General features: G+C 37.2%; 23 protein-coding genes. 7 read left to right on the top strand and 16 right to left on the bottom strand.

The annotated features are described in order from the left end of the window. Positions 1-261: 261 nt before the first annotated feature. The 9 genes from REI64_RS04670 to REI64_RS04630 all read right to left on the bottom strand — a co-directional run bounded on the left by REI64_RS04670 (position 262) and on the right by REI64_RS04630 (position 12756). Complete coding sequence (locus tag REI64_RS04670) at positions 262-1698, bottom strand: TolC family protein (RefSeq protein ID WP_308848942.1); 1437 nt, start codon at positions 1696-1698, stop codon at positions 262-264. Beyond that, positions 1691-4864 (bottom strand): efflux RND transporter permease subunit, encoded by a 3174-nt coding sequence (locus REI64_RS04665; protein ID WP_308848941.1) that lies wholly within the window; start codon positions 4862-4864, stop codon positions 1691-1693. Before REI64_RS04665 ends, REI64_RS04670 begins: the two co-directional genes overlap by 8 nt. A gap of 21 nt (positions 4865-4885) precedes the next feature. Continuing rightward, the gene (locus REI64_RS04660; protein ID WP_308848940.1) at positions 4886-5962 is read right to left on the bottom strand and encodes an efflux RND transporter periplasmic adaptor subunit; all 1077 of its coding nucleotides are present in this window, start codon (positions 5960-5962) and stop codon (positions 4886-4888) included. A 761-nt stretch (positions 5963-6723) separates the two neighbouring features. Next, on the bottom strand, positions 6724-7884 hold the full coding sequence (gene dnaJ / locus REI64_RS04655) for a molecular chaperone DnaJ (RefSeq protein WP_308848939.1): 1161 nt from the start codon (positions 7882-7884) through the stop codon (positions 6724-6726). Between the two features lie 83 nt (positions 7885-7967). Continuing rightward, a complete protein-coding gene (locus REI64_RS04650; RefSeq protein WP_308848938.1) occupies positions 7968-8561 on the bottom strand; it encodes a nucleotide exchange factor GrpE in 594 nt (197 codons plus the stop codon). Between the two features lie 220 nt (positions 8562-8781). Beyond that, positions 8782-9471: an ATP-binding cassette domain-containing protein gene (locus REI64_RS04645; protein ID WP_308848937.1), complete on the bottom strand. Its 690-nt coding sequence runs from the start codon at positions 9469-9471 to the stop codon at positions 8782-8784. A gap of 1 nt (position 9472) precedes the next feature. Continuing rightward, positions 9473-9676 (bottom strand): fructose-6-phosphate aldolase, encoded by a 204-nt coding sequence (locus REI64_RS04640; RefSeq protein WP_308848936.1) that lies wholly within the window; start codon positions 9674-9676, stop codon positions 9473-9475. A 49-nt stretch (positions 9677-9725) separates the two neighbouring features. Further along, on the bottom strand, positions 9726-11693 hold the full coding sequence (locus REI64_RS04635) for a gliding motility-associated C-terminal domain-containing protein (protein WP_308848935.1): 1968 nt from the start codon (positions 11691-11693) through the stop codon (positions 9726-9728). Positions 11694-11739: 46 nt separating this feature from the next. After that, a complete protein-coding gene (locus tag REI64_RS04630) occupies positions 11740-12756 on the bottom strand; it encodes an acyl-CoA reductase (protein ID WP_308848934.1) in 1017 nt (338 codons plus the stop codon). Between the two features lie 79 nt (positions 12757-12835). Between REI64_RS04630 and REI64_RS04625 the strand changes: the two genes are divergently transcribed. After that, a complete protein-coding gene (locus tag REI64_RS04625) occupies positions 12836-13186 on the top strand; it encodes a 4Fe-4S dicluster domain-containing protein (RefSeq protein WP_308848933.1) in 351 nt (116 codons plus the stop codon). Positions 13187-13349: 163 nt separating this feature from the next. Here the strand turns inward: REI64_RS04625 and REI64_RS04620 are convergent, their stop codons facing one another. After that, complete coding sequence (locus REI64_RS04620) at positions 13350-13901, bottom strand: hypothetical protein (protein ID WP_308848932.1); 552 nt, start codon at positions 13899-13901, stop codon at positions 13350-13352. A gap of 109 nt (positions 13902-14010) precedes the next feature. Beyond that, positions 14011-14859: a DMT family transporter gene (locus tag REI64_RS04615; RefSeq protein WP_308848931.1), complete on the bottom strand. Its 849-nt coding sequence runs from the start codon at positions 14857-14859 to the stop codon at positions 14011-14013. 113 nt (positions 14860-14972) lie between these two features. Between REI64_RS04615 and REI64_RS04610 the strand changes: the two genes are divergently transcribed. The 4 genes from REI64_RS04610 (at position 14973) to REI64_RS04595 (ending at position 17531) form a co-directional block, all read left to right on the top strand. Further along, entirely contained in the window at positions 14973-15779 is an 807-nt protein-coding gene (locus REI64_RS04610) for an alpha/beta hydrolase family protein (protein ID WP_308848930.1), read from the top strand. 58 nt (positions 15780-15837) lie between these two features. After that, entirely contained in the window at positions 15838-16251 is a 414-nt protein-coding gene (locus tag REI64_RS04605) for an EVE domain-containing protein (protein WP_308848929.1), read from the top strand. 85 nt (positions 16252-16336) lie between these two features. Further along, the gene (locus REI64_RS04600; RefSeq protein WP_308848928.1) at positions 16337-16906 is read left to right on the top strand and encodes a hypothetical protein; all 570 of its coding nucleotides are present in this window, start codon (positions 16337-16339) and stop codon (positions 16904-16906) included. Between the two features lie 103 nt (positions 16907-17009). Continuing rightward, positions 17010-17531, top strand: coding sequence for a hypothetical protein (locus tag REI64_RS04595; protein WP_308848927.1), 522 nt, complete (start codon positions 17010-17012; stop codon positions 17529-17531). On the opposite strand, the gene REI64_RS04590 is transcribed toward REI64_RS04595, so the two are convergent. From REI64_RS04590 to REI64_RS04570, 5 genes are all read right to left on the bottom strand, one after another. Beyond that, the gene (locus REI64_RS04590) at positions 17528-18727 is read right to left on the bottom strand and encodes a sodium:proton antiporter (protein WP_308848926.1); all 1200 of its coding nucleotides are present in this window, start codon (positions 18725-18727) and stop codon (positions 17528-17530) included. The genes REI64_RS04595 and REI64_RS04590 overlap by 4 nt on opposite strands. A 14-nt stretch (positions 18728-18741) precedes the next feature. Then, positions 18742-19257, bottom strand: coding sequence for an acyl-CoA thioesterase (locus REI64_RS04585; RefSeq protein WP_308848925.1), 516 nt, complete (start codon positions 19255-19257; stop codon positions 18742-18744). Between the two features lie 422 nt (positions 19258-19679). Further along, entirely contained in the window at positions 19680-22637 is a 2958-nt protein-coding gene (gene secDF / locus REI64_RS04580; protein WP_308848924.1) for a protein translocase subunit SecDF, read from the bottom strand. A gap of 185 nt (positions 22638-22822) precedes the next feature. Continuing rightward, on the bottom strand, positions 22823-23311 hold the full coding sequence (locus REI64_RS04575; protein WP_308848923.1) for a dihydrofolate reductase: 489 nt from the start codon (positions 23309-23311) through the stop codon (positions 22823-22825). Positions 23312-23394: 83 nt separating this feature from the next. After that, positions 23395-24189, bottom strand: a complete 795-nt coding sequence (locus tag REI64_RS04570) for a thymidylate synthase (protein WP_308848922.1) — start codon at positions 24187-24189, stop codon at positions 23395-23397. Positions 24190-24346: 157 nt separating this feature from the next. Between REI64_RS04570 and REI64_RS04565 the strand changes: the two genes are divergently transcribed. Together REI64_RS04565 and ispE are read left to right on the top strand one after the other, a co-directional pair. After that, entirely contained in the window at positions 24347-24943 is a 597-nt protein-coding gene (locus REI64_RS04565) for a DUF1287 domain-containing protein (protein WP_308848921.1), read from the top strand. Positions 24944-25040: 97 nt separating this feature from the next. After that, positions 25041-25844, top strand: a complete 804-nt coding sequence (ispE, locus tag REI64_RS04560; RefSeq protein WP_308848920.1) for a 4-(cytidine 5'-diphospho)-2-C-methyl-D-erythritol kinase — start codon at positions 25041-25043, stop codon at positions 25842-25844. The last annotated feature ends 76 nt before the right edge of the window (positions 25845-25920 follow it).

Raw genomic sequence — 25920 nt, 5'->3', positions numbered from 1 at the left:
GTTAATTTAAGTGTTGTTCACAAGATAGGGAATAAAAACAGTAAGCATAAAAAAAAGCCCCAGTTTCCCGAGGCTTTTCCACTAGTAAATAATTAGCCCGACACTAATTAAATGATTTACGGATGGTTTTTTATAGCATTTTCGTCATTGCGAGAGTTTATTCCGATTGATCGGAAAGGAACGACGAAGCAATCTTAAAGCTTTAGTTATTAATTATTAGTTGTAAGATTGCTTCGTGCCTCGCAATGACGAGTTGGCTAATTAATTCCATCCGCCACCCAATGCCTGATAAACTTTTACCATCGCATTCAATTGCTGTTTCTTGGTTTCTATCAGCTCTAATTTGGCTTCCAAAGCGTCACGCTGTGTCATTAACACTTCTAAATAATCGGCTCTGGTAGATTTAAATAAATCGTTAGAAATCTCGATAGATTGGGTTAAAGCCTGCACTTGCTTATCTTTAAGTTCGTAGCTTTTTCCTAAATTGCTAATGCTGGCCAATTGGTTAGCTACTTCGATATATCCATTCAAAATGCTTCTTTCGTATTGATAAACCGCTTGGATTTGTTTTGCATTAGCCGTGAAGTAACTTGCTTTAATCGCATTTCTGTTAATTAAAGGTGCTGCTATATCACCTGCTACAGAATATAACATCGACTCTGGCATCTTCACCAAATAGGAAGGATTAAATGCCTGAAAGCCTAAAGCTGCAGAAATGCCAAACGAAGGATAGAATTGTGCTTTCGCTACTTTAACATCCAGCTTTGCTGCAATTAAATCTAACTCTGCTTGTTTAATATCTGGGCGGTTAGCCAATAATTGTGAAGGAATTCCGGTGCTTAAGTTATTTGCCAAACCAGTTTCGAAAACATTTTTATCCCTCGCAATGTGCTGCGGATATCTGCCCAATAAAAAGTTGATTTTATTTTCCGTCTCGGTAATCTTTTGAAGAATATCGTATTCCAAACTTCTAGAGCTTAGCACCTCTGCTTCAAATTTACGAACAGCTAATTCAGTAACTCGGGTAGCTTCTTTTTGGATTTTTACGACTGCCAATGCATTGGTTTGCAACTCGATGTTTTTACGAACCATATCTAATTGATTATCCAAGGCCAACAACTCGTAGTAAGAGTTGGCAACTTCTGCTACCAAGCTCGTTACAACAAAGTTTTTCCCTTCTACAGATGATAGATATCTGGTGTAAGCTGCCTTTTTAGCATTACGCAATTTGTGCCAAATATCAACTTCCCAATTGGCGTACAAACCAACTAGGTAGTCGGGTAGGGGTTCCGGCATTTCTTTGCCAGGTTTAATCTCCGTACTGGCATCGCCTGCACCCTGACTGGTGTACTTGCCTACTTTCTCTAAACCAGCACCAGCTTTTAAACCAACGCTTGGCAGAATTTCACCTTTTCGTGCTCTTACTTCATTCCTAGCAATTTCAATTTCCTGTAAAGTGATATTCAACTCCTGATTGTTTTGCAAAGCAGTGTCAATCAAGTTGGTTAAATATTGGTCTTTAAAGAAATCTTTCCATTTGATGTTGGCCACATTGGTGGTATCGCTAGTGTTTTTTGCATAAGCACTAGGGGTGCTCTTGTTTTCTGTTTTTCGAACAATAGCAGGGATTTTGCAGCTTGTATAGACTAAGGTCAATAAAGCAAATCCTAATATTTTATGATGATTTTTATTAAACATTGCCTTCAATTTCTTCGGTTAATGGATGTTCGTCTTCAATTTTGATGAGTTTGCGTTTGCTGGCAATAGTGCCGAAAACGTAGTATAGCCCCGGAATGAGAATTACGCCGAATAGTGTACCCAGTAGCATTCCTCCAGCAGCAGCCGAACCAATGGTACGGTTACCAATAGCACCGGGACCATTTGCAAAAACCAATGGAATTAAACCTGCAATAAAGGCAAATGATGTCATTAAAATAGGGCGGAACCTTACTACAGCACCTTCCATGGCAGCTGCTAAAATTGTTTTGCCTTCTGCATGTTTCTGTGCCGCAAACTCTACAATCAATACAGCATTTTTACCGAGCAAACCAATCAACATTACCATGGATACCTGAGCATAGATGTTGTTTTCCAATCCTAACAATTGCAAGAAAAGAAATGCACCAAATATCCCGGCAGGTAGAGAAACGATAACTGCCAATGGCAAGATAAAGCTCTCATATTGAGCTGCAAGCACTAGGTAAACGAAACCTAAACAAATCAGGAAGATGTAAATAGCCTCATTACCTCTTGAAGTTTGGTCTTTGGAAATACCCGCCCAATCGATACCATAACCTCTTGGTAGTGTTTTCTTGGCGACTTCTGCTACCGCTTTTAATGCATCGCCAGAGCTATAACCAATGGCTTGCGAACCGTTGATTTCGGCAGAGTTGTACATGTTGTGACGTGTGATTTCTGAAAGTCCGTAAACTTTTTTCATAGTCATGAATGACGAAAAAGGAACCATTTCATCTCTGTTGTTTTTAACGTACAGTTTCATCACATCGGCTGGTAAAGCTCTGTATTGTGGCAACGATTGAACAATTACCTTGTACTGCCTACCAAACTTGATAAAGTTGGTTTCGTAATTACTGCCAATTAAATCTGACAACGTTTCTAGTGCTTTCTCAGGTGTTACACCTTTTTGTTGGGCTTTGTCGTTGTCGATATTGAGCATGTATTGAGGGAAACTGGCACTATAGAAAGTAAATACGGATTGTAATTCTGGACGTTTGTTCAGCTCTTTCACAAAATCCTTGCTCACTTTTTCCATTTCTACATAATTGTTTCTTCCCACTTTGTCCAATAAACGCAACTCGAAACCACCAGCAGCACCATATCCTGGGATAGCAGGTGGTTGGAAAAATTCCACCATCGCCCCTGGCATATCTTTAGATTTTTCTTCAAGTTCTTTGATGATATCTTGAGCTGTATTTTTACGGTCTTTCCAATCCTTAAGGTTAATTAAACAAGTACCTGAGTTTGCGCCTGTACCTTCGGTTAACACCTCGTATCCCGCTAGGGCAGATACCGAACTCACACCTTCAATTTCCTCACAAATTTTTTCCAGTTTTTCAGAAATCTGATTAGTTCTTTCTAGGGTAGAACCTGGAGGAGTTTGAATGATGGCGTAAATCATCCCTTGGTCTTCGTTAGGAATAAATCCCGATGGTACGGAATTACTTAAGAAATAAGTGGCCACGCAAAATAGACCAAGAGTACCAAAAATGGCCATTTTACGTGTAACCACTTTAGTCATTACTTTTTGGTAACGACCAGTTAATTTAAAGAACCAAGCATTAAAAGCATCCAGCCCTTTATCAATAATCGATTTTTTCTTATCATGATTTCCGCTATGTTTCTTCAACATAATGGCGCACAAAGCTGGCGTTAACGTTAAAGCCACAACACCCGAAAGGATAATTGCAGTTGCCATAGTGATAGAAAACTGGCGGTAAAACACACCGACTGGACCCGACATAAATGCCACAGGAATAAATACCGAAGCCATTAAAAAGGTGATGGCTACAATGGCGCCACCAATATCTGTTAATGCCAACTGTGTAGCTTTCAGCACAGATAAGCGCTTGTCGGCTTCCATCTTACTATGCACGGCTTCAATCACCACAATGGCATCATCGACGACGATACCGATAGCCAGCACCAACGCAAAAAGCGTGATGAGATTAAGTGTGATGCCGAAAAACTGCATGAAAATAAACGAACCTATCAGCGAAACGGGTACCGCAATGGCAGGAATTAAAGTAGAACGCCAATCGCCCAAGAAAATGAAAACCACTAAACCTACTAAGATGAAAGCTTCGATTAGCGTATGAACTACTTTTTCTATTGAAGCATCTAAGAATTTCGAAACGTCATAACTGATTTCATAATCCATTCCTTTGGGGAAATTTTCGGCTTTAATTTCCTCCAAACGTTTCTTTACGTTCTCAATTACTTCTTGCGCATTACTGCCGTAAGATTGTTTAAGTACTATGGCTGCAGAAGGTTTTCCGTTGATGTGCGAATACAAATCGTACATGGCACTGCCAAATTCTACATCGGCAACGTCTTTTAATCTCAATAACTCTCCATTGGCACTAGCTCGTAAAACGATGTTTTTATAGTCGTCTTCTTTGGTGAAACGTCCTGGGTATTTCAATACGTACTCGAAAGATTCTGAACGTTTACCTGAAGCTTCGCCTGTTTTTCCTGGCGATGCTTCGAAACTTTGATTATTCAATGCTTCTAAAACTTCCTCAGAAGAGATTTTGTAAGCCAACATTTTATCAGGCTTTAGCCAAATACGCATGGCATATTCGCGGTTACCTAAAATATCTGCAAAACCAACACCTTCCACACGTTTTAATTCTGGAATTACATTGATGTCAGCATAGTTGTACAAGAAGTTTTCGTTCATGTGCGGGTCTTTACTGAACACATTCACGTACATCAACATATTAGGTTGTTGACGACTGATTTTGATACCCTCACGGATAACCAAAGGAGGGAGCTTGTTAGTTACAGCAGCCACACGATTTTGAACGTTCAATGTCGCTTGGTCTGGGTCGGTACCGAGGTTAAATACCAATTGTATCGAACATTCACCATCGTTACCAGCGTCAGAAGTCATGTATTTCATTCCCGGGATACCATTTAATGCTCTTTCCAAAGGGATAACAACTGCTTTAATTAATAATTCGTTGTTTGCGCCTGGATATTCGGCCACAATGTTTACCATGGGTGGCGAGATATTTGGCAATTGGGTTACGGGCAGGCCAACCAAAGCCAGCACACCCATAAATACGATAACTAGTGATATCACAATGGATAGCACTGGTCTTTTTATGAATTTACTAAACATAATTTTTTCAGGGAAATTGGTCTACTCTGCTTTTAATTGTAATTGGCTTAACACTTGTTTTGGTTCTAAGAAAGTGAACTTGATTTTCTCGTCATCTTTCACTTTCTGCACACCATCAAGTACAATTTTATCGCCTTTTTGCAAGCCACTTACTACAACGTAAATATCTGGTAGCTCGCCACCAATCTTAATTTCTCTAGATTTTACGGTGCCGTTTTTCTCAATCACAAATACATAATTTTTGTCTTGTAGTTCGTAAGTGGCTTTTTGAGGAATGATTAAGGCATTTTTCAAAGGAATAACCATTTGCACTTTTCCAGTTTCACCATTTCTCAGTAACTGTTTAGGATTTGGAAATTTTGCCCTAAAGGCGATGTTACCCGTTTCGGGGTCAAATTCACCTTCAATAGTTTCTACTTTACCTTTTCCGTTTAAAGTTTCGCCATTGGCTAACAGTAAATCAACCGATTGGTTGTGGCTAGATTTTGATTGTTGGAAGTTCAAATACTCAGGTTCTGAAACGTTGAAATAGGCAAACATTTCGCTATTATCAGAAAGGGTAGTCAATAATTCACCTTCATCAATTAAGCTACCTAGTTTTTTAGGCAAGCGGTCGATAGTGCCGCTAAAAGGCGCTCTAATTTCTGTAAATGATAAATGCAATTTTGCTAGCGATGAACTTGCTTTGGCTTGTGCCAATTTTGCTTTGGCCATAGCCAATTCATTCTGTGCTACTACATTTTTATCTGCCAATAATTTGGTGTTGGCTACTTCAATTTCGGCAGCATTCACTTCTGCTTCTGCTTTTAGTACTTCTGCTTCGTACATTTTAGGCATAATTTTAAAAAGCAGTTGACCAGCTTTTACCGTTTGACCTTCGTCTACATAAATTCGTTCTAAAAAGCCTTTTTCTTGCGCTCTCAACTCAATATTGCGAACCGAGCGAATTTGAGACACATATTCTTTAATGAAGGAAGTATCAACAGTAATCGGGCTAGTTGCAGTGTAGTTGGTTTCTTCTTCTTTTTCTTCATGTTTTGATGCGCAGCTAGAAAATAGCACAGCGCATATACTTGCGAGCATTATAATATTTTTCATTATATGTAATCGGGATTTTATTTTATGAATGGGCATCACAACGGTTCATTAACATCATTGTGGGCTCTTGTTATTTACTAGAATGATTTGGATAGATATCAATATAATACATGCCATTGCCAGTATAAGGCAAGCAGAATTATTTCGATAAATAATCGTTTAAAGTAAATTAGGGTATCAAATCCTGAAAACTCTCAGTAGAAGATATTTGAAACTTGAGGTGTAAGAAAGATGCTCGCAATAGGGTAGTGCAAGCTTTTTAATGCTTTTAAGATTTCCTACTAATAAAGCATAGCAAAAATAACCAGCCTGTTTAAAGCTAAGTAAAGCTTTTTTCGAATTGTTCTCATCCTCATCTTGGCACTCTTCAATGTAATTTACATCTTTCGAAGAAAAAGTTTTTTGAATATGAGTGCTTGTATTTTTATGAAAAGGATTGTGATGTTTCTGTGTTGAAGAAGCTTTATGAAGATATTTGTTTCCTTGAGAGATGCGTGTGGCCGTTGCATATGCACTCTCATTACCCTTAAATAAGAGGAAAAACAGAGAAAAACAAAATATAAGCGCAACTCTCATGATGGCGTCAAATGTAGAATAAGGATTTATATTTTTTTATAGTTGATGAAAATTCTTTGTCTACTTTTTGTCAGATTTTTATTCTCTTTTAGCCACAGATGCACAGATTTTTTAAATATTAATCTCATATTATTTGTGTATATGTGGTTAAACAAAAAATCCCGCTTGATGCGGGATTTCTATTATTATTCGAAATATTCTTTCATTTTATCGAAGAAACTCTTGTCGTTTTTACCAGGTTGTGGTTTAAAGTTTGGAGACTCTCTCAATTTTTCAAGTAATGCTCTTTCTTCACTGTTTAAAGCTTTAGGTGTCCAAATGTTTACGTGTATAATTTGGTCACCTCTATGGTAAGAATTCACTTCTGGAATACCTTTTCCTTTTAAGCGCAACAGTTTTCCGCTTTGTGTACCCGGCTCAATTTTAATTTTAGCTTTACCATCAATAGTAGGAACTTCTACGCTTGCGCCCAAAGCGGCCTCTGGAATACTTACATGCAAATCATAAACTACGTTATTGCCTTCTCTTTTTAAAGTTTCGTGCGGAGTTTCTTCAATTAAGATAATCAAATCTCCAGGAACACCGCCATTTGGAGCGGCATTTCCTTTGCCAGCCATGCTCAATTGCATACCTTCACTCACACCCGCAGGAATATTGATAGAAATGGTTTCTTCTCCACGAACAGTTCCATCGCCGTGGCAAGAACCACATTTTGCAGTAATCTGTTGTCCGCTACCGTGACAAGTAGGGCAGGTAGCAGTGGTTTGCATCTGACCTAAAATGGTGTTGGTAACCCTACGTACCGAACCAGCGCCACCGCAAGTTTTACAAGTGCTTACCGAACCTTTATCCTTTGCTCCGGTACCATCGCAGGTTTTGCAGCTTACTTGTTTATTAACTTTAATTTTTTTCTCAGCACCATTGGCAATTTCTTCTAAGGTTAGCTTTACTTTGATACGTAGATTAGACCCTTTAGTAACTCTACGGCCACCTCTAGATTGTCCACCGCCAAAGAAACTATCAAATGGGCTGCCACCGCCGCCGCCAAAAATATCTCCAAACTGACTGAAGATATCTTCCATGTTCATGCCGCCGCCGCCGTAACCACCACCAGCAGCACCACCAACACCAGCATGTCCAAACTGATCGTAGCGTTGCTTTTTCTCTGGACTGCTCAATACCTCGTAAGCCTCGGCAGCTTCCTTAAACTTATCTTCTGCAGATTTGTCATCAGGGTTTTTATCGGGGTGATATTTAATTGCTAGCTTACGGTAAGCTTTTTTAATTTCTTCCGCCGATGCACCTTTAGCAACTCCAAGTACGTCGTAATAATCTCTTTTGCTCATCTTTTATTAATGATTAAATGACTAAATGAGAAAATGAACGAATTTATTATTCAATCATTCAAAATTTAATCATTCAAAATTTTTTATGCCCCCACTACAACTTTAGCAAAACGAACTACTTTGTCGTTAAGCGTGTAACCTTTTTCCAACTCGTCAATTACTTTTCCTTTTTGCTCGTCTGTTGGCGAAGGAATTTGAGTAATTGCTTCGTGTAAATCTGTATCAAAAGGAGTATTTAAGCTTTCAATTTCTTTTAACCCTTTTTGACTTAAAATGCTCTTAAGTTTAGTTTGTACCAATTCAATGCCTTCGCGAACTGGCGCAACTTCTGTAGATTTTTCAGTTGCTTTAATTGCACGTTCAAAATCGTCTAAAACAGGTAAAAGCGAAACAACTATATCTTTACCTGCGGTTTGCAATAACTCTACACGTTCTTTTTGCGTACGGCGTTTAAAGTTGTCGAACTCGGCAAATAAACGTAAATATTTGTCGTTCAATTCTGCCACTTGTTGTTGTAATTTCTCTTCTACAGATAATTCTACTGCAGGTTCGCCAGCCGTTTCATTGTTAGCTTGCTCTGCCGTATTTTCTACGTTGTCTTTTAAGCTTTCCGCTGTTTCTTCGGCTGTATTATTTTCAATCACTGGTTCTTCTTCCTTTTTCTTCTTGTTAAACATGGTATACTCGTATTTTATTCCAACGGGATTCCTTTGCAAGGCTTGTTCACAAATTTTTTGCCAATGCAAATAAAACAGCCATGCTGTCAGTTTTACGTCAAGTTAGACTAACAGAATGGCTGTAAATTAATATTTTGTCAGAATATGGGCTGTTAAATTGCTGGTTGTTATTTAATGGGCTATTTTGTTTCGAACTTCCTACTTTAGTCTTCAGGCCTTTCTAAGCAATCTGCACATCTTCATGTACCAATCCATTTTCGCACTTAATGATACGGGAAGGGAAGGTACGAATGATATGGTAATCGTGGGTAGCCATTAAAACCGCAGTACCGTTTTGGCTAATTTGCTTTAATAAAAGCACAATTTCTTCAGAGGTTTCTGGGTCTAAGTTACCGGTTGGCTCATCGGCTAAAATAATTTCTGGATTGTTCAATAAAGCTCTGGCAATTACAATACGTTGTTGCTCGCCACCCGACATTTCGTGAGGCATTTTTTTAATTTTAGAACGCAAACCAACTTTCTCTAAAACATCCTTAATGCGTTCGGTGATGAGATTTTTGTCTTTCCAGCCAGTAGCTTTTAAAACAAATTCTAGGTTTTGTTCTATCGTTCTATCGCTCAATAACTGAAAATCTTGGAAAACGATACCTAACTTTCTTCTTAAGTAGGGAACTTCTTTTTCCTTAAGATTTTTTAGGTCGAAATTAGCTACACTTCCCTCGCCGTTACCAATGTGTAAATCGCCATAAATAATTTTTAATAAACTACTTTTTCCAGAACCAGTAGCGCCAATTAAAAATACAAATTCACCTTTAGCTATATCAAGTTTTACGTTAGATAGTACTAAGTGTTTCTGCTGAAAAACATCAACATTGTTTAAAGAAATAACGTTTTCTGCGTTTACTGCCATGTTAAATGTCTAATTTAGTTACCTGTCCAAAAGGCAACTCGTTTATAAAGTTCATTATTTTCTCTTGTTTATCCCCAAAGCCCAATTTCTCTAAAGATTTATCAGGCCTATCTACCCTAAAGTAAGCTAGCAAAGTAAATTTTTCGTCTCTTAATTGTACGTAATCGGGTATTTTGGCAATGCCTTTAACTTTGATGATATACATTCCTTCAAAAATAGTGTTTCAAAATGATATTGACTTATTCTAAATGATATTATCTCACAATCATAATCCAACCCTTGTAAATAGGCTTCTCGTTATCTAGGAAAAGGGTGTAGTAGTATACCCCTGCCGGTAAATCTGCATCAGTACTTTTTAACTTTCCATTCCATGGTGAGGTGTTTTTTGTTCCTTCATATACTATTTGCCCATTTCTACTAAATACCTTTAACTGGAAATTTTCAAATGAGGAAATAGCTGGTATTATCCATGTGTCATTAATATTATCGCCGTTAGGTGTAAAAGTATTTGGTATTTTAAGCTCTGGATATACCTTTACAAAAGTTTCATCGGTTGCAATGCCGCATTCAGATACTACGGTTAACTTATAGGTAATGTCAGTTGGTGGGGTAGCGATAGGGTTTATTTTTGTGGGATCATCTAAGTAATCGGTTGGTGTCCACATTACAGTTATATTATCACCAGAAACCTGTCCATTAAGTGTGGTTGATTTCTTTCCAACTATTTCTTTGTTTTCGCCAGCATCTGCAATAGGTTTCTTTAAAACTTGAATGGTAATGGGGATGATGCTGGTACTGGTACAAAAATTATTACTAACAGTAACTGTGTAGATTGTTGTTTCTGAAGGAGATGCTGTGGGGTTAGCAATATTAGGATCTGATAGTCCATTTGATGGCGACCAACGGTAAGTAGTGCCGCCAGATGCTGATAACTGAATTGGTGTGCTATCTTCACAAAAGGTAGCGAAATTAATATTTGTTTGCACAACAATTGCCGGATGTAATTCTACATTGGTAGATACTGGAGCGGCCTCGCATCCATGTTCATTACGTGCTACAACAGTATATAAACCTGCCTGGGCCAAAGTTATATTATTAATTATTGGATTTTGTTGTGTAGAAATGATGTCGCCGTTGGGAGCTGTCCAAACAAAAGAAGCACCTTCGCTAGCAGTTAGCCTTACGTTGCTGCCAATACAGGCAATACCAGAGTTACCAGCAGTAGGCCTAGGCAATGCGTTTACTTTTATCGTAATTTCCTCAGAAACTACCCTACAATTAATGGTATTGATATTTCCGGTTTCGGCTACCAATAAGCGATAACGATGACTTCCAAGAGGTAGAATGTTAGAATTTACGGTTAATCTTGTTGTTTTTGATCCAGGTTTACTGCTATTAACCCATAAAGAACCTGATAACTCTTGCCACTGAAATTCAGGAATATTGTAGCCCGACGAAACATTTGCTTGTAACGTAATATTTCCTCTATTTTCTCCTTCACAGATGTTTGCAATGTTGTTGTTAAAATTTAGCACATTAGTAACCGACGAAGTAATGATTGGTCCACATGGGCGAAATGTAATATCATCTATTGCCAAATCGTTTCCAAGACCTCCCGGATTAATATTAGTCATTTTTAAAGTAATCGTTCCTAAATTTATAGGTGTAGTGAAAACAGTACCATACTGCTTCCAATCGGTAGCAGTGCCTTCTAATATATCACCAGTAGAAAACTCTTTAAGTACAGTAATATTATTTTGATAGTTGTTTTCTATAGTGAATTTTACATTAGGCTTTATACCCGGATTACGTAGAATATTTATAATCCATGAAGCAAATTCATAAGTGTTATTTGGACAAAGGTTATCTATTGTTTTTTGATAAAAAATACCCTGAGCATGATCTGCATTAACTAACAGCATATACCCGTTAGGGTCATTAGGTGTTCGGTTTACCACATCTTGATGCCAACCAGAGTTTAGTCCTCTGGTTGATTTTACAAGTGTGTACTGTCCGTCGCTTGGCGAGTTAAAAGCATAGGTGTAACTTATTACTGATGTAGGTAATGGATTTCCGAAAGCATTGGTCCCTTGTCCGAAATCTGTTCCAGCTCCCAAAACTGGATCGCCCAAAGCACCTGTGCACACTTGTGAATAGGCTTTCGGAAAAGCGAAAAACATAATAGTTAGTACAATTCTTAACGATACGATAGGTAAATTCACATTGTTTTCTTTCGGAAGAAAGCAAGATAATAATTATTTAATTTCCCTACAATTGCTTTAAAAAATCTAATGTATCAACATGATCAGCATAATCCCAAAGTTTTGGATGCTGACTTTGACCAAATTGCAATGCATTAAAATCTGCTTTAGAAATGTTGCCCACAATACATTGAATTTGCTCTTGCTGATGTTTCAACTTTTCAATTACCTCATCAATATTTTCGTAAGTTTCGTAATAAAGCACAGCCAAAGGCGATGATAAGCCTTCATCTTCTTTCAACAATAAAAAACCGTTATCGTAATGCTTTTGCTGATTTACCAGATAAATAGATTTGTTGTAATCGTAGTTGTTGTTGTATTTAAAGTGGTTGATGATATCCTTAAATTGCTCCAAAGGCTCAAAAAAATTCTTAATCTCGTAGTTTTTAGGAATGAAAACTTTCGAAATGCTACGACAGCCCATACCAAAATAATCTAAAATATCGTGCCCAAGTTGCGCTATATCTTCTTCATTTTCATCTCCCGTTAAAATGGCCACACTATTTCTATTTCTTCTTATGATATTAGGCACTTTGCCGAAATAATATTCGAAATATCTCGACGTATTATTACTACCAGTGGCAATTACCGCATTAAAATCTTTTAATTGTTCTACATAAATCACATGATTTTTTAGCTCTGGTAAAAATTCGATCAGTTTATTGAGCAAAAAGGGCAGGAGTTTATTGTCTGATGAAGATAATTTGATCAGTGCAGTATTTCCTGTTGCTAATACGCATATCACATCATGAAAACCCACTAAAGGTATGTTTCCAGCTAAGATTAAACCAACTTTTTTAGGTTCTGTAGCAACGGTTATTTTTTCAAACCATTTTTCTAAATCTGCTTCGTTTAGCATTTCAGCCAATGCTTTAACCGATTTATTTACCTCTTCTTCTGTAAACCAAGCATTTGCATTTCTTGCCAAATAAACAACCGATTGGAAAGCTTCATCTGGCTGTTCTAGGTATTTACCTAACTGTTTAAAAGCGGAAATTAGCTGTTCTTTACGAATTGAAGACATATTTAGAACTATTATAAATGGATTATGTATTATATTTGTGGCGCAAAGTTAAGCTTCGCATTTAGAATTAGACGAAAAGATGGCAATTAAAATAACAGACGAATGTATAAACTGTGGGGCATGTGAGCCAGAATGCCCTAATAATGCAATTTATGATGCTGGTACCGCTTGGAGATTTTCTGATGGAACTAGCCTAGATGGTATTATCGATTTTGGAGGTAGGGAAGTAGATGCAGGTGCTGCGCAAGATGCAGTTTCTGATGAGGTGTATTATATCGTTTCAGATAAGTGTACCGAGTGTAAAGGTTTCCACGATGAGCCTCAATGTGCTGCGGTTTGCCCAGTAGATTGCTGTGTAGATGATGAAGATATCCGCGAAACGGAAGAAGAATTATTGGCTAAAAAAGCTTGGTTACACCAGGAGGGATAAGCTGGCAGAATTTCGATTAGTACTTTTGTTACTATTAGAGATTTATAAAATTATAGAAAAGGAGTTGCATTGTGTGTAACTCCTTTTTATTTGACCAAAATTAGAGACAAAAAAATAGGCCAATCGAAAGATTGGCCTATTTGAATAGTATGGTTTAGTTTATTTAAAGACCTACAACAGCATCGTATGTTGCTACTAACTCAATGGTTATGGGTTTATTAGTCGGTGTACGAACTGGCGCTGATAGTGAGTATGATACAGTAGAAGCGGAAACAATGTCTTTGATATCTACAGAACTATCAACTGTAAAATTAAGCTCATAAGTTGCACTTGTTGTTACAGCATGATTAGCTGTAAAAGTTTTGCCGTTTCCTTCTAATTTTGCAGATACTGCACCTAAATTATTGAAATTGTTAGAAGCATCATTAACAGGGTTTATTATTTTTGCTTTTAATGTCTTTATTTTAAGTGATTTAACATTCTTGATGCCGAAGCCAGATGCTTTTTGTTTGATTAATGCATCTAATTCAGCACTAGATATTTTAGAGCTAATTACTGCACTGTTAGCATTTGCTGTAGTTAATTGCTCTATAGTTAAAGTAACAGCTGCAGTTGTTAAAGTAATGTCTTGATTAGTTGCTTCTTTAATTTTGCTGCAAGAAGATACTACCACTGCCGAGCCTATTACTAATAGAGCTAATAATTTCTTTTTCATTTTTAAATAGTATAATTGGTTTAATTTTTTCTAAAGGTAAAAAACTTGTTGCAATTACCTGTGAATTATTTTACATATTTAACTGATAATTTAATAGTTAGATATGCTTTTACTCCTTTTTAGGCTTGGTTAAGGTGGAGCCAGCGCTGGCGGCAACCACTAATACAATGGCGACCCATTCATTTACAGATAGTCGCTCACTCAAAAATAATAGGCCACAAAAAGCGGCCACTGCAGGTTCTAAGCTCATCAGTATGCTAAAGGTTTTTGCTGGTATATGCTTAAGAGCATTCATTTCCAAACTGTAGGGGATAGCACTAGACAATAAAGCAATGCCCAAGCCCCAAAATAATATTGTAGGACTGATATGATGTAGATTACCTTCAATTATTCCCGCTGGTACGGCTACAAAACTGGCAACTACTAAACCAATGCTTACTGCAATTCCTCCATCCATGGTTTTTGATAACTTACCGCCAAGTATAATGTAAGCTGCCCAAAATGCACCAGCCAATAATGCTAATGCGGCACCAATTAAATCAATATTGTTATTCGACGACCAGGGTGCAATTAACGCAATACCAATAGCTGCTAAAAGTACCCATAAGAAATCTAAAGTTTTTTTTGAGGTAGAAACAGCCAAAAGCAGCGGGCCAATAAATTCTAGCGTTACCGCTAAACCCAAAGGTATTCTGGCCAGCGAAAGATAAAAGCTAGTGTTCATAGCACCTAGCACTAATCCATACCAAGCAATCAGCTTCCATTGGCTACCTGTAATTTTTTTAAAGTTTGGACGATGGATTGCCAATAAAATAATAGCTGAAATTGCTATGCGAAGTGTCACCGTGCCTGCTGCACCCATTACCGGAAATATACCTTTGGCAATGGCAGCCCCACCTTGAACACTAATTATTGCCATTAAAACTGCCGGAACAGGAGGGATACTTTTCAGCTTCATCAAAAGAATTTTTGCAAAGCTATGCTTTTGCTTATATATAGCTCTAATTTCTTAATTATTTCAAAATAATCTTTATATTCAACAGCCTACTAAGCAAAAATATTTGATATAAAATGAACAAGATCTTTTTTTTTCTACTGACCTTATTTAGCCTAAATTCTTTTGCAGCCAATGTAGATACTGTAAAAACCTACAGTCAATCGATGAAAAAAGAAATTAAAGCGGTAGTTATTACACCATCAAATTACAACGATAAGAAGCAATTTCCAGTGGTTTACTTGTTACATGGCTATTCTGGTAATTATGCTAATTGGATTACAAAAGCTCCAGCCTTAAAGAATTTGGTAGATCAGCATCAATTAATTGTTGTTTGTCCTGATGGAAATTTTAATAGCTGGTATTTGGATAGTCCAGAACAACCTAATTCTAAATACGAAACCTATGTAGCTAAAGAATTGGTAAATTGGATTGACGGAAAGTACAAAACCATCGCCGATAAAAAGGGACGTGCAATAACAGGTTTAAGCATGGGTGGACATGGTGCATTGTATTTGGCATTTAAACATCAAGATGTGTTTAGCATTGCTGGTAGCATGAGCGGCGGAGTAGATATCAGGCCTTTTCCAAATAATTGGGATATGGCGAAATTACTGGGGACTTATGCAGCTAAACCATCACAATGGGATAATGCTTCGGTTATTAATCTAACTAACTTGGTAGCACCTAATTCGCTTGCGTTAATTATTCAGTGTGGTACCGAAGATTTTTTTTATAAAGTAAACGTAGCTCTGCACGAAAAACTCGCCTACAATAATATCCCGCATACGTTTATCACCAATCCTGGTGGACACACTTGGCAATATTGGGCAGATGCCATTCATTATCAACTGTTGTTTATTAAGGCAAATTTTAAAGAGTAGTAGATAAATGAAGACAAAGTTTTAAGTTTGTCGGTGAATTCAAAACATTCGTTTTAGCATGAAAAAAACACAATATTGGCTAGTCAAATCAGAGCCTTTTAAATACAGTTGGGAGAAATTTAACGAAGATGGCCGTACCTTTTGGGATGGCGTACGTAACTACCAAGCTCGTAATAACCTGAAAGAGATGAAGGAAGGCGACTTGGTATTGTTTTACCACAGCAACGAAGGCAAGCATGTAGTAGGAGTAGCCAAGGTAGTTAAAGAGTTTTACCAAGATCCAACTACATCAGATCCTAATTGGGTAGTAGTAGATTTAGCACCAGTAGAAGCCTTGAAAAATCCGGTAACTTTAGAGCAAATCAAAGCAGAAGAGAGCTTGAAAGATATTTCTTTGGTGCGTCAAGGTCGTTTATCTGTAATGTCGTTAAAAGCCACTGAGTTTGACAAGATCTTAGAAATGGGAAGTTAATTTTTGCTGTAAGCTGCTCATATTTAACATTTTTTAATTTCTTAGTTTGCTGAGATGTATTAATTTTATTGATACATTAACTAAAATGAAATACATTTTAACTACCATTTGCTTAACACTTTTAATTGGTAATGCAACTGCTCAAAAAGTTGTTCCATATAAAGCGGTTGTTAAAACTAAATACGGAACGGAGCGAGGTGTCTTACACAAGGTAGATAGCACCTCAATCGTCTTGAATACTAACGATAAGTTTATCAGTTTAAGCATTACTGAAGTAAAGTGTATCAAAATTAGGAGATACAAAAGACCCTATAGAGCAAAAACTTATTTAGATAATTCGGCTAAGGAAACTACAACATATCAACTTAACGGTAATGATGATTTGGTAGATAGGTACGGAAATAAAGCTCCCACCTTAAGAGATGAGATAGTAGAAAGTTTCTGGTTTGCAGCTCTAAATGGTGTAGCTAACGTTATTGCTTTTCCAATTCATGCTATTAACCCAAATTTAGCTAAATATAATCTTCAAGAAGGGTTAAACAAAAATCAGTTAGACGAACTAAGCTACTACTCAATTGTGTACCAAGTAAGCCCGAATATTTTAGCCGAACTTAGGAAGATGAAGGAAATTTCTGCAAAAGCTAAATCTCAATGAATGTGATTAAACGTTAAATTTTTGTTAAATGCCAGCCCTAAAACAATATGTTGTAATGTTGGCATTGGTATTGTAATCAAAAAAATACACCAAACAAAATAAAATGAAATTTGTTTTAACGTTTTTCTGCGCCTTCTTAATTCATCTAACTTGTAGCGCACAAATAGATAATATTGGCGATTACGAGGTAAAAGTCTACTCTTATAAATTTAAAACCACTAAGGGCTTTTTAAAGAAGATCAATGCTGAAGGTATCGGGATTGAAGATAAAAAGGGTAACTATATTATTTTTAGGACAGCAGATATTAAAAAAATAAAGGTTAAAAAACGTGGGCTTACACTGCTTAATGGTTTGACTGGTGGTACATTAATTGGCGCTGGACTTGGCGGTGCTATCTGGTCTTTAGACGAAAGCGGCGAAAACACAGCTGACATGGCTAAGCTAACTGCGATTTTAGCAGCAAGTGGTGCAGTAATTGGCACTGCAGCAGGTGGCTTTTCAGAATTAGCAAATAAGAAACTTACGCTGCGAGTTAAGGGAAATCAGCAGTATTTCAAGAATAATTTTCATCGCTTAGAAAAATATCTTAATCACTCAGAACCGATACAGCATGTCAATAATTAGTGGCTTTGTTCTAATTCCGAAACTTGCTCTTTACGTTTAGTAGCCATTAATCCAACGCTCATCACCAAGCTAGAGCCTAACACCACCATAAATAGGAATGGCGTTCCTATTTCCATCAATTTCATGTGCTGAGGTAGATTATAGTACAATAAAATACTAATTAATCCCCTTGGCGTAACAAAACCTTCTGGTAGTACGTGCTCTCTTTTAAAGAAGTATAGATAGGCAAATCTGATGATGTAAATGCTTCCCAAAATAATTAACCCATTAGCAATGATCACAAAATCGTTAAGCTGATGGATGTTCATTGTAAAACCGAAAATTACGAAGAAGAAGGTTCTAATAATAAAAGCGGTTTCTGCCGAAAGTTGGTGCAGTTGCGTAAGATCGTTAGCTAGGTTTTTATAAATGAAAATAGATCTGAACCAAGCATGTTTAATCGTGTCTGCGTTGTTTAAAAATAAACCAAAGGATAAGATCAGCACCAATGCCGACAAATGAAATGATTGCCCAATGGCATAAACCAAAATCAAGATCGATATAATCAAAAAGAACTTAATATGATGCCTTAACCTGCCCATTAGATACAAAAGTGTAATGCAGGCTACTACCGAGAGCAATAAAATTAAAATTGTGTTAACCGCTAGCTCTCCAAACGAACCGACCGTGATATGTTGATTTGCTACCGCAAAATTAAAAAGGATGATGCCTAGGATGTCTGAAAATGAACTCTCGTAAATTACAAACTCTTTGCTTTTTTTGTTAATGGTGGCAACAGAAGGGATAGCAATTGCTGAACTAATTACACTAAATGGAATGGCATTTACAAAGCAGATGTAAAGCTCTTTGCCAGTAATTTGGTAAATAATAAATGTAATAGCTGCTACCGTTGCAATCAAAATTAAAAAGGCAGATAAAAAAGCACTTTTAATGACACTGTTCTTATCCTTTGCATATTTTAGTTCCAAAGAGCCTTCAAAAACTATCAGTATTAAACCCACCGTGCCCAACGTTGGTAGTATTTGCAAAAAATTGTAGGTATGTATTTGTAGTTTATCAACCAATAATCTTAAGCCTATGCCCAATACCAATAATAGTAAAACCGAAGGCAGCTTAGTTTTACTCGCTACCAAATCGAAAAGGTAGGAGAAAATGACTAGCGCACTTAAAATGATTAATACGGTATAGGTAGTCATATCACATTAATTTATCACTTAGAAAACAATGCTTTTAGTTCAATGGCTTCGTCTGGTTGCATTTTACCTGCCAATACCAAACGTAATTGCCTACGGCGCAGCGCTCCTTCAAAAAGTTCTATTTCTTCTGGCGTTTCTGGTTTTAGTTCTGGTACCGGTTTGGTGCCCGTTTGATCAACAGCTACAAAAGTGTAGTAAGCTTCGTTAGATTTTGTCCTAGTTCCCGATGGAATATTTTCTGCCCAAATATCTAAGCGTACCTCTACCGAAGTGTTAAAAGATCTTGTCACCTTTGCTTCAATTGTTACTACATCACCAAGTTTAATAGGCTGTTTGAAAGATACGTTATCAACCGATGCCGTAACCACAATGCTATTGCAATGTTTTTGAGCCGAAATTGCCGCTGCAATATCCATCCAATGCAATAGCCTGCCGCCCATTAAATTATTCAAGGTATTGGTATCGTTGGGTAACACCAATTCATTCATTATCGTAAACGAGTGGCTAGGATTTTTAACATTTAAACTCATGCTGGCTAAATTAATCAAATTAGCTCGTTGTTGCGAGATTAATTTCGAGCTAAGTAAACTACATTATTATTTTGAAAATGTTTTTTGGTGGTTCTTAGATTACGGCAGCCCCGTTTTTCGCTCCAATCTTTTTGTGAAAATTCCTGCATCATAGTCTTAAAGGTTAGCTGCTACAAAAAGTATTTCCGCTTCAACCGGGTTTAGTTAACGTAAACCTGTGCACAGCACTTGCATTTTAAACCCGATAGGAGCGAGCACGTAGGGGCAGACCTATGTGTCTGCCCTCGAAGTAAAGCGGATAGCGGGACTAACGCTGTTTGTTGTGGTATTTTGCTTTACAACTCCTTAATGTTTCCAATTTTGTTTTAAACAAAAAAGTCCCGATTTGCATCGGGACCTAAGATTTATGATTTGGTTTTCAATTACTTTTTAGCCTTATCGTCGTTAGATAAGTCGATTACAATTGGGGTAGAGATACATAATGATGAATATGTACCGATGATACGACCAATTAATAAAGCGAAGATAAACCCACGGATGCTATCGCCACCGAAAATGAAGATCACGATTAATACGAAGAATACCGATAACGATGTTAAAATGGTACGACTTAAAGTACTATTTAAAGCGAAGTTGATTAGTTTGTTACGCTCTTCGCCATACATGTCTTCTTTACCCGCTTCTGCTAAACGCTCACGGATACGGTCGAATACGATTACCGTTTCTGTCATGGTATAACCCATTACCGTTAAAATTGCCGCAATAAAATCTTGACCAATTTCTAGTGGGAAAGGCAACACGCCATCTAAAATAGTGTAAAATGAAAGTACCAATAACACGTCGTGGAACAATGCGATTACCGCACCTAAACCATATTGCCATTTCTTGAAACGTACCAAGATGTAGATAAACATCACGATACAAGAGAACAATACGGCACCATAAGCACTGTAAATGATATCACTTGCAATGGTTGGCGTTACTTTTTGTGAACTTTCGATCGTATATTTTGCACCTAAACCATCTAAACCTTTACGTAAAGCGTTTTCAACAACTTTATCTGCATCTGGCGCTTGGTCTGTGATGTGGTAAGGTGTAGTGATTTTTAATGAGTTATCAGTACCGATAGTTTTAACTAAAGCTTCTTCACCTTCAAAATTAGCCGATAGTGCTTTAGAAACTTCTTCGGTGTTCAATTGCTTGTCGAACTTCACCATGTAAGTTCTACCACCTTTAAAGTCTACACCTAAGTGTAAGCCATCGTTTTTAACATAGAAAACAACACCTAAAGCAATAATTACCGCAGAAATGATATAGTACCATTTTCTACGTCCAACGAAGTTGAATGCTAAGTTTTTAAATGCGTTGCGGGTAATGCTGTTATCGAAAGTGATGTTCGATTTTTTATCCATCATTGATTCGAAAATCAAACGAGAGATCAATACCGCTGCAAATAATGAAGTAATGATACCCACACATAATGTAGTTGCAAAACCTTGCACCGGACCAGAACCGAAAACAAATAGGATGACACCTAAGATGAATACAGTAATGTTTGCATCTAAGATAGAAGACATTGCATGTTTGAAACCTTCTCTAATGGCTACGTTGGTTGATTTGCCTAAGGCTAACTCTTCACGAACACGCTCGAAGATAAGGATGTTGGCATCTACCGATAAACCAATGGTTAAAACGATACCTGCAATACCAGGGAGTGTTAATACTGCACCAAATGCAGCTAAAATACCCATGATAAAGAATACGTTGATTACCAAGGCGATGTTAGCTACCCAACCTGCTTTGTTGTAATAGAATGCCATAAAAGCAAGAATTACTACGAAAGCTAATACGAAAGAGACTAAACCGCTATCAATAGCTTGTTGACCTAATGAAGGACCAACTACGAAATCTGAAACGATTTTAGCAGGAGCAGGTAACTTACCAGCTTTTAATACGTTAGCTAAATCTTTTGTATCTTCTTTAGTGAAACTTCCAGTAATTGAAGAAACACCGTTAGGGATTTCGTTTTGTACCGTAGGAGCAGAGTAAACTGTGTTGTCTAATACAATTGCAATTGCTTTTTTATTGTTAGGATCAGCAGCAGCTTCTGCAGTCATTTTTTTCCATTTCGCAGCACCTTCGCTGGTCATGAACATGGTTACATCTGGGTTGTTGTTCTGATCGAAACCATCACGAGCGTTAGCTACCGCATCACCACTTAAATCTGGACGGCCATCTAACGAAGCAACTTTGATGGCATAAAGTTCGAAAACTTTAGTGCCAGTTCTAGGTTTTAATCCCCACATGAATTTCATGCTAGTTGGGATCAAAGATTTGATTTCTGGTTTGCTTAAGTAGTTATTTACTTTTGCAGTGTCTTTTTGCAATGCGTTACCTACTACCGGCCCAGGAATAAACTGTTGTTGTCCGTTAGCATCTAAACCTACTGGAAGTTGTAATACAGCAAATAATGGATTTGCTTTTTGAGCTTCTGCTGTTTTAGCATCAGCCGAAGTGTCTGCAGGTTTGGTAGTAGCGCCTTTTGTTAAACCAGCTAATTTACCGCCTTTTACAGTAGTATCTGCAGCAGCAGTTTTAGCTACTGTATCTTTTAAAGTTGTAGCAAGTGTTTTGTTGATGTTATCTAACACAGGATATACCTCTTGCGACTGGTATACTTGCCAGAATTGTAATTCTGCAGACCCTTGTAATAATTTACGAACACGTTCTTTATCTTGGATACCCGGCATCTCAATAAAGATCCTGTTAGAACCTTCTTGTTTCTGCATGTTAGGGCTAACTACACCGAAACCATCAATACGACTACGTAAGATGATGAATGAACGATCTATCGCACTGTTAGCTTCTTTACTCAAATAAGATTTTACTTCGTTGTTGCTAGCGTTAGCCTTTAACTGTGCCGTATTATCTTGGTTAGCAAAAAAATCTACCAATTTACCATTAGGAACTAATTTCTCATATTCGCTTACAAATAATGCAATGAAATCTTTTCCACCAGCATTCATTTGCGTTTGTGCATTTGAAAGTGCTTTGTTGAAATTATCATCAGAAGTGTTACCTGCTAATGATTTTGTCAACTCGGCTAAAGAAATTTCCATGGTAACATTCATACCACCTTTTAGATCTAGACCTAAGTTAATTTCTTTGCCTTTTACTTGTTGGTAGGTAAGGCCCAATACTGGATATACCTTTTCGGTAGCCATTGAGTCTAGGTATGCTTTCTCTTTTGCTTCATCGCCTTTTGCAAATTCCTTAGCCTTTTTCTCTACGTTGTAAGTAATGATGTTGAAAGAAAGTGAATACAGACAGACGATACCTAAAAGGATCGCCATAAATTTTATAAAACCTTTACCTTGCATTGTTTGTTTAATCTATTTTATAATAAGCTGTTTTTTAACAAGTCGGCAAATCTAATTATTTTTTTAAATAATAGAACCTCTAATTGTAATTTTATTGGGATAAGAAATATATTAAGCCACAGATGCACAAATGATTTTAACTGATTTTTGAAATATTAAATCTGTGTATCTGTGGCTAGAAAACTTTATCTACGCTCTAAAGTTGAAAAAGTGTAAGCAAATTTGTTCTTTTCATCGGGTAAATGATCTTCTTTCCAAATCTCTTTCCAAATTTCATTATCTAACTCTGGGAAAAAAGCATCAGCATCAAATTCTTGGTGTACGCGTGTCAATTCAATTTTATCGCAAAACGAGATGGCCTGTCTGTATATTTCGGCACCACCAATGATAAAGACCTGATTTTCTTCTTTACAAAGCGCTAGTGCCTCATCTAGAGAGTTAACTACTTCTACGCCTTCTAACTGTAGGCCTTCTTGACGGGTAATTACAATGTTTCTTCTGTTTGGAAGCGGTTTGCCTATAGAATCATAGGTTTTACGGCCCATAATAATGGTATGACCAGAGGTGATGCTCTTGAAATGTTTTAAATCGGCAGGTAAATGCCAAAGTAATTGGTTGTTTTTGCCAATAGCATTGTTCTCGGAAATAGCTACTACTATAGTTATTTGGTTCATTTTTTAGAATTTGCGTCATTGCGAGGCACGAAGCAATCTTAAAGCTAAATAGATTGCTTCGTGCCTCGCAATGACGATATAATTTAAACTGCTACTACTCCTTTAATATGCGGATGTGCTTCGTAGTTTGTTAATTCAAAATCTTCAAACTTAAAATCGAAGATATCCTTAACGGCTGGATTAATTTTCATGGTTGGCAAAGGTTTTGGGTCTCTGCTTAATTGCAAATTAACCTGCTCTAAATGGTTGTTATAAATATGCGCATCGCCAAAAGTATGGATGAAATCTCCAGCCTCTAAGCCACAAACTTGCGCTACCATCATTGTTAACAATGCGTAAGAAGCAATATTAAAAGGTACGCCTAAAAAGATATCCGCACTGCGTTGATATAATTGACAGCTCAACTTTCCATCAGCTACATAAAATTGGAAAAAAGCGTGACACGGAGGCAAAGCCATGTTCTCAATCTCAGCAACGTTCCAAGCAGAAACAATAATACGTCTGCTGTCGGGGTTGGTTTTAATCGTATTGATGATTTGGGTAATCTGGTCAATATGACCACCGTTTGGTGTTGGCCAGCTTCTCCACTGCGAGCCATAAACTGGTCCGAGGTTTCCATTTTCATCTGCCCACTCATCCCAAATACGTACGCCGTTATCTTTTAGGTATTTGATGTTGGTGTCGCCCTGCAAAAACCAAATCAACTCGTGGATGATAGATTTTAAATGCAGTTTTTTAGTGGTTACCATTGGGAAACCTTCTTGCAAATTGAAACGCATTTGGTAGCCAAATACGCTGATGGTGCCCGTTCCCGTTCTATCGTGTTTTTGTGTGCCGTTATCCAGCACATGCTGCATTAAATCTAAATATTGTTTCATAACCCCAAACCCCTAAAGGGGCTTTTTAATGTGAAACACAAATCTAACCATTAAAAACCAACCTTGTATTTCTGTTTTTCAACAGTGTTGATGATTGTTAGATTTCTATGTTGTAAATCAAGAAATTCTCTTGAAAATCCGTTAGATTTGCTACACGATGATGTTTAGAAAAATAATCTTTTCGATTTTAATTAACGGATGGTTTGCTGCTACTAGCTTTGCGCAGTCGGTAACGGCTTTGAAACTTTCTGATGCCGGAATTTCAATTATCAATAGCAGAATAGTTTACGACCCTGCTTATGTTAGCATAGCTTATCCTAACGGTGATGTGCCAGAGGGTACAGGCGTTTGTACGGATGTGGTAATCAGAGCTTACCGCAAGTTAGGAACTGATTTGCAAAAGGAAGTACATGAAGATATGAAAGCTAATTTCAAGTTGTATCCTAAAAACTGGGGCCGTAAATCTACAGATAGAAATATAGACCATAGACGTGTGCCTAATTTGATGGTTTTCTTTGGCAGAAAAGGTACTAAAAAACCAATGACTAAAAATGCTGCAGATTATTTGCCCGGCGATATTGTGTGTTGGGATTTAAATGGCAGGCAGTTGCATATTGGTTTGGTCATCAATAAAAAATCGGCAGATGGAAAGCGTTATTTACTGGTGCATAACATTGGAGGCGGGCAAGTAGCAGAAGATATTCTATTCGCTTGGAAAATTATTGGGCATTATACTTATAAGATAAACCCCTAAATCCCCTAAAGCGGACTTTGTTCATGCAGATAAAACTTAGTGCTCTTCGTGCCTTTGTGTTTAATTAATTCTAAAATCGTACTTCGTAAATCAAAAGATGTTAACATTTGCCAACGCAAAAATAAATTTAGGCTTATTCCTTACCGAAAAACGTGCTGACGGTTACCATAATCTACAAACTGTTTTTTATCCCATCAAGATAAATGATGTGGTAGAATTGGTAGATGCCGAAGAGACATCGATGCTGATTAAAGGTATTGATATTCCTGGGGATACTACCGATAATATTTGTTTCAAAGCTTTCGAGACACTGCAAAGAGATTTCAATTTACCCAATCAGCAGATTGTACTTTTAAAAAATATACCAGTTGGCGCAGGTTTAGGCGGTGGCAGTGCCGATGCTGCTTTTCTTATCAAACTGGTTAATCAGAAATTTGAATTAGGTTTAACAGATGAACGGATGGAAGCTTACGCCAGACCCTTAGGTGCAGACTGTGCGTTCTTCATTAAAAATCAACCTACTTATGCTTTTGCCAAAGGCGATGAATTTGAAGAACTAAATGTTGACCTTTCTGCCTACTATTTGGTATTGGTAAAGCCTTCGGTACACGTTTCAACCGCAGAGGCTTACAGTAAAGTAAACGTAAAACAACCTTCCAATTCTTTAAAAGATTTGATACATTTGCCGCTACAAGATTGGCCAGCTCATATTCTTAACGATTTTGAGCCTTCTGTTTTCGCAAAATATCCGCAAATTGACGAAATAAAAACAAAGCTTTACCAGGCAGACGCTAAATTTGCCTTAATGAGCGGCAGTGGCTCGTCGGTATTTGCAATATTTGAAAAAGAAGTAAAACTGCCAGAATTGGAGAAAGATAATTTAGTTTTTTACGGAGTTTAAATATGTTTTAACCACAAAGACACAAAGTGCACTAAGTATGTCTTTGTGTCCTCCGTGCCTTAGTGGTAAAAAAGAA

Origin of the sequence: Pedobacter sp., from assembly GCF_031119335.1 — a bacterium.
Taxonomy (GTDB): domain Bacteria; phylum Bacteroidota; class Bacteroidia; order Sphingobacteriales; family Sphingobacteriaceae; genus Pedobacter.
The sequence above is the reverse complement of the archived record's forward strand: the minus strand, read 5'-3'. Positions and strand labels throughout refer to the sequence as shown.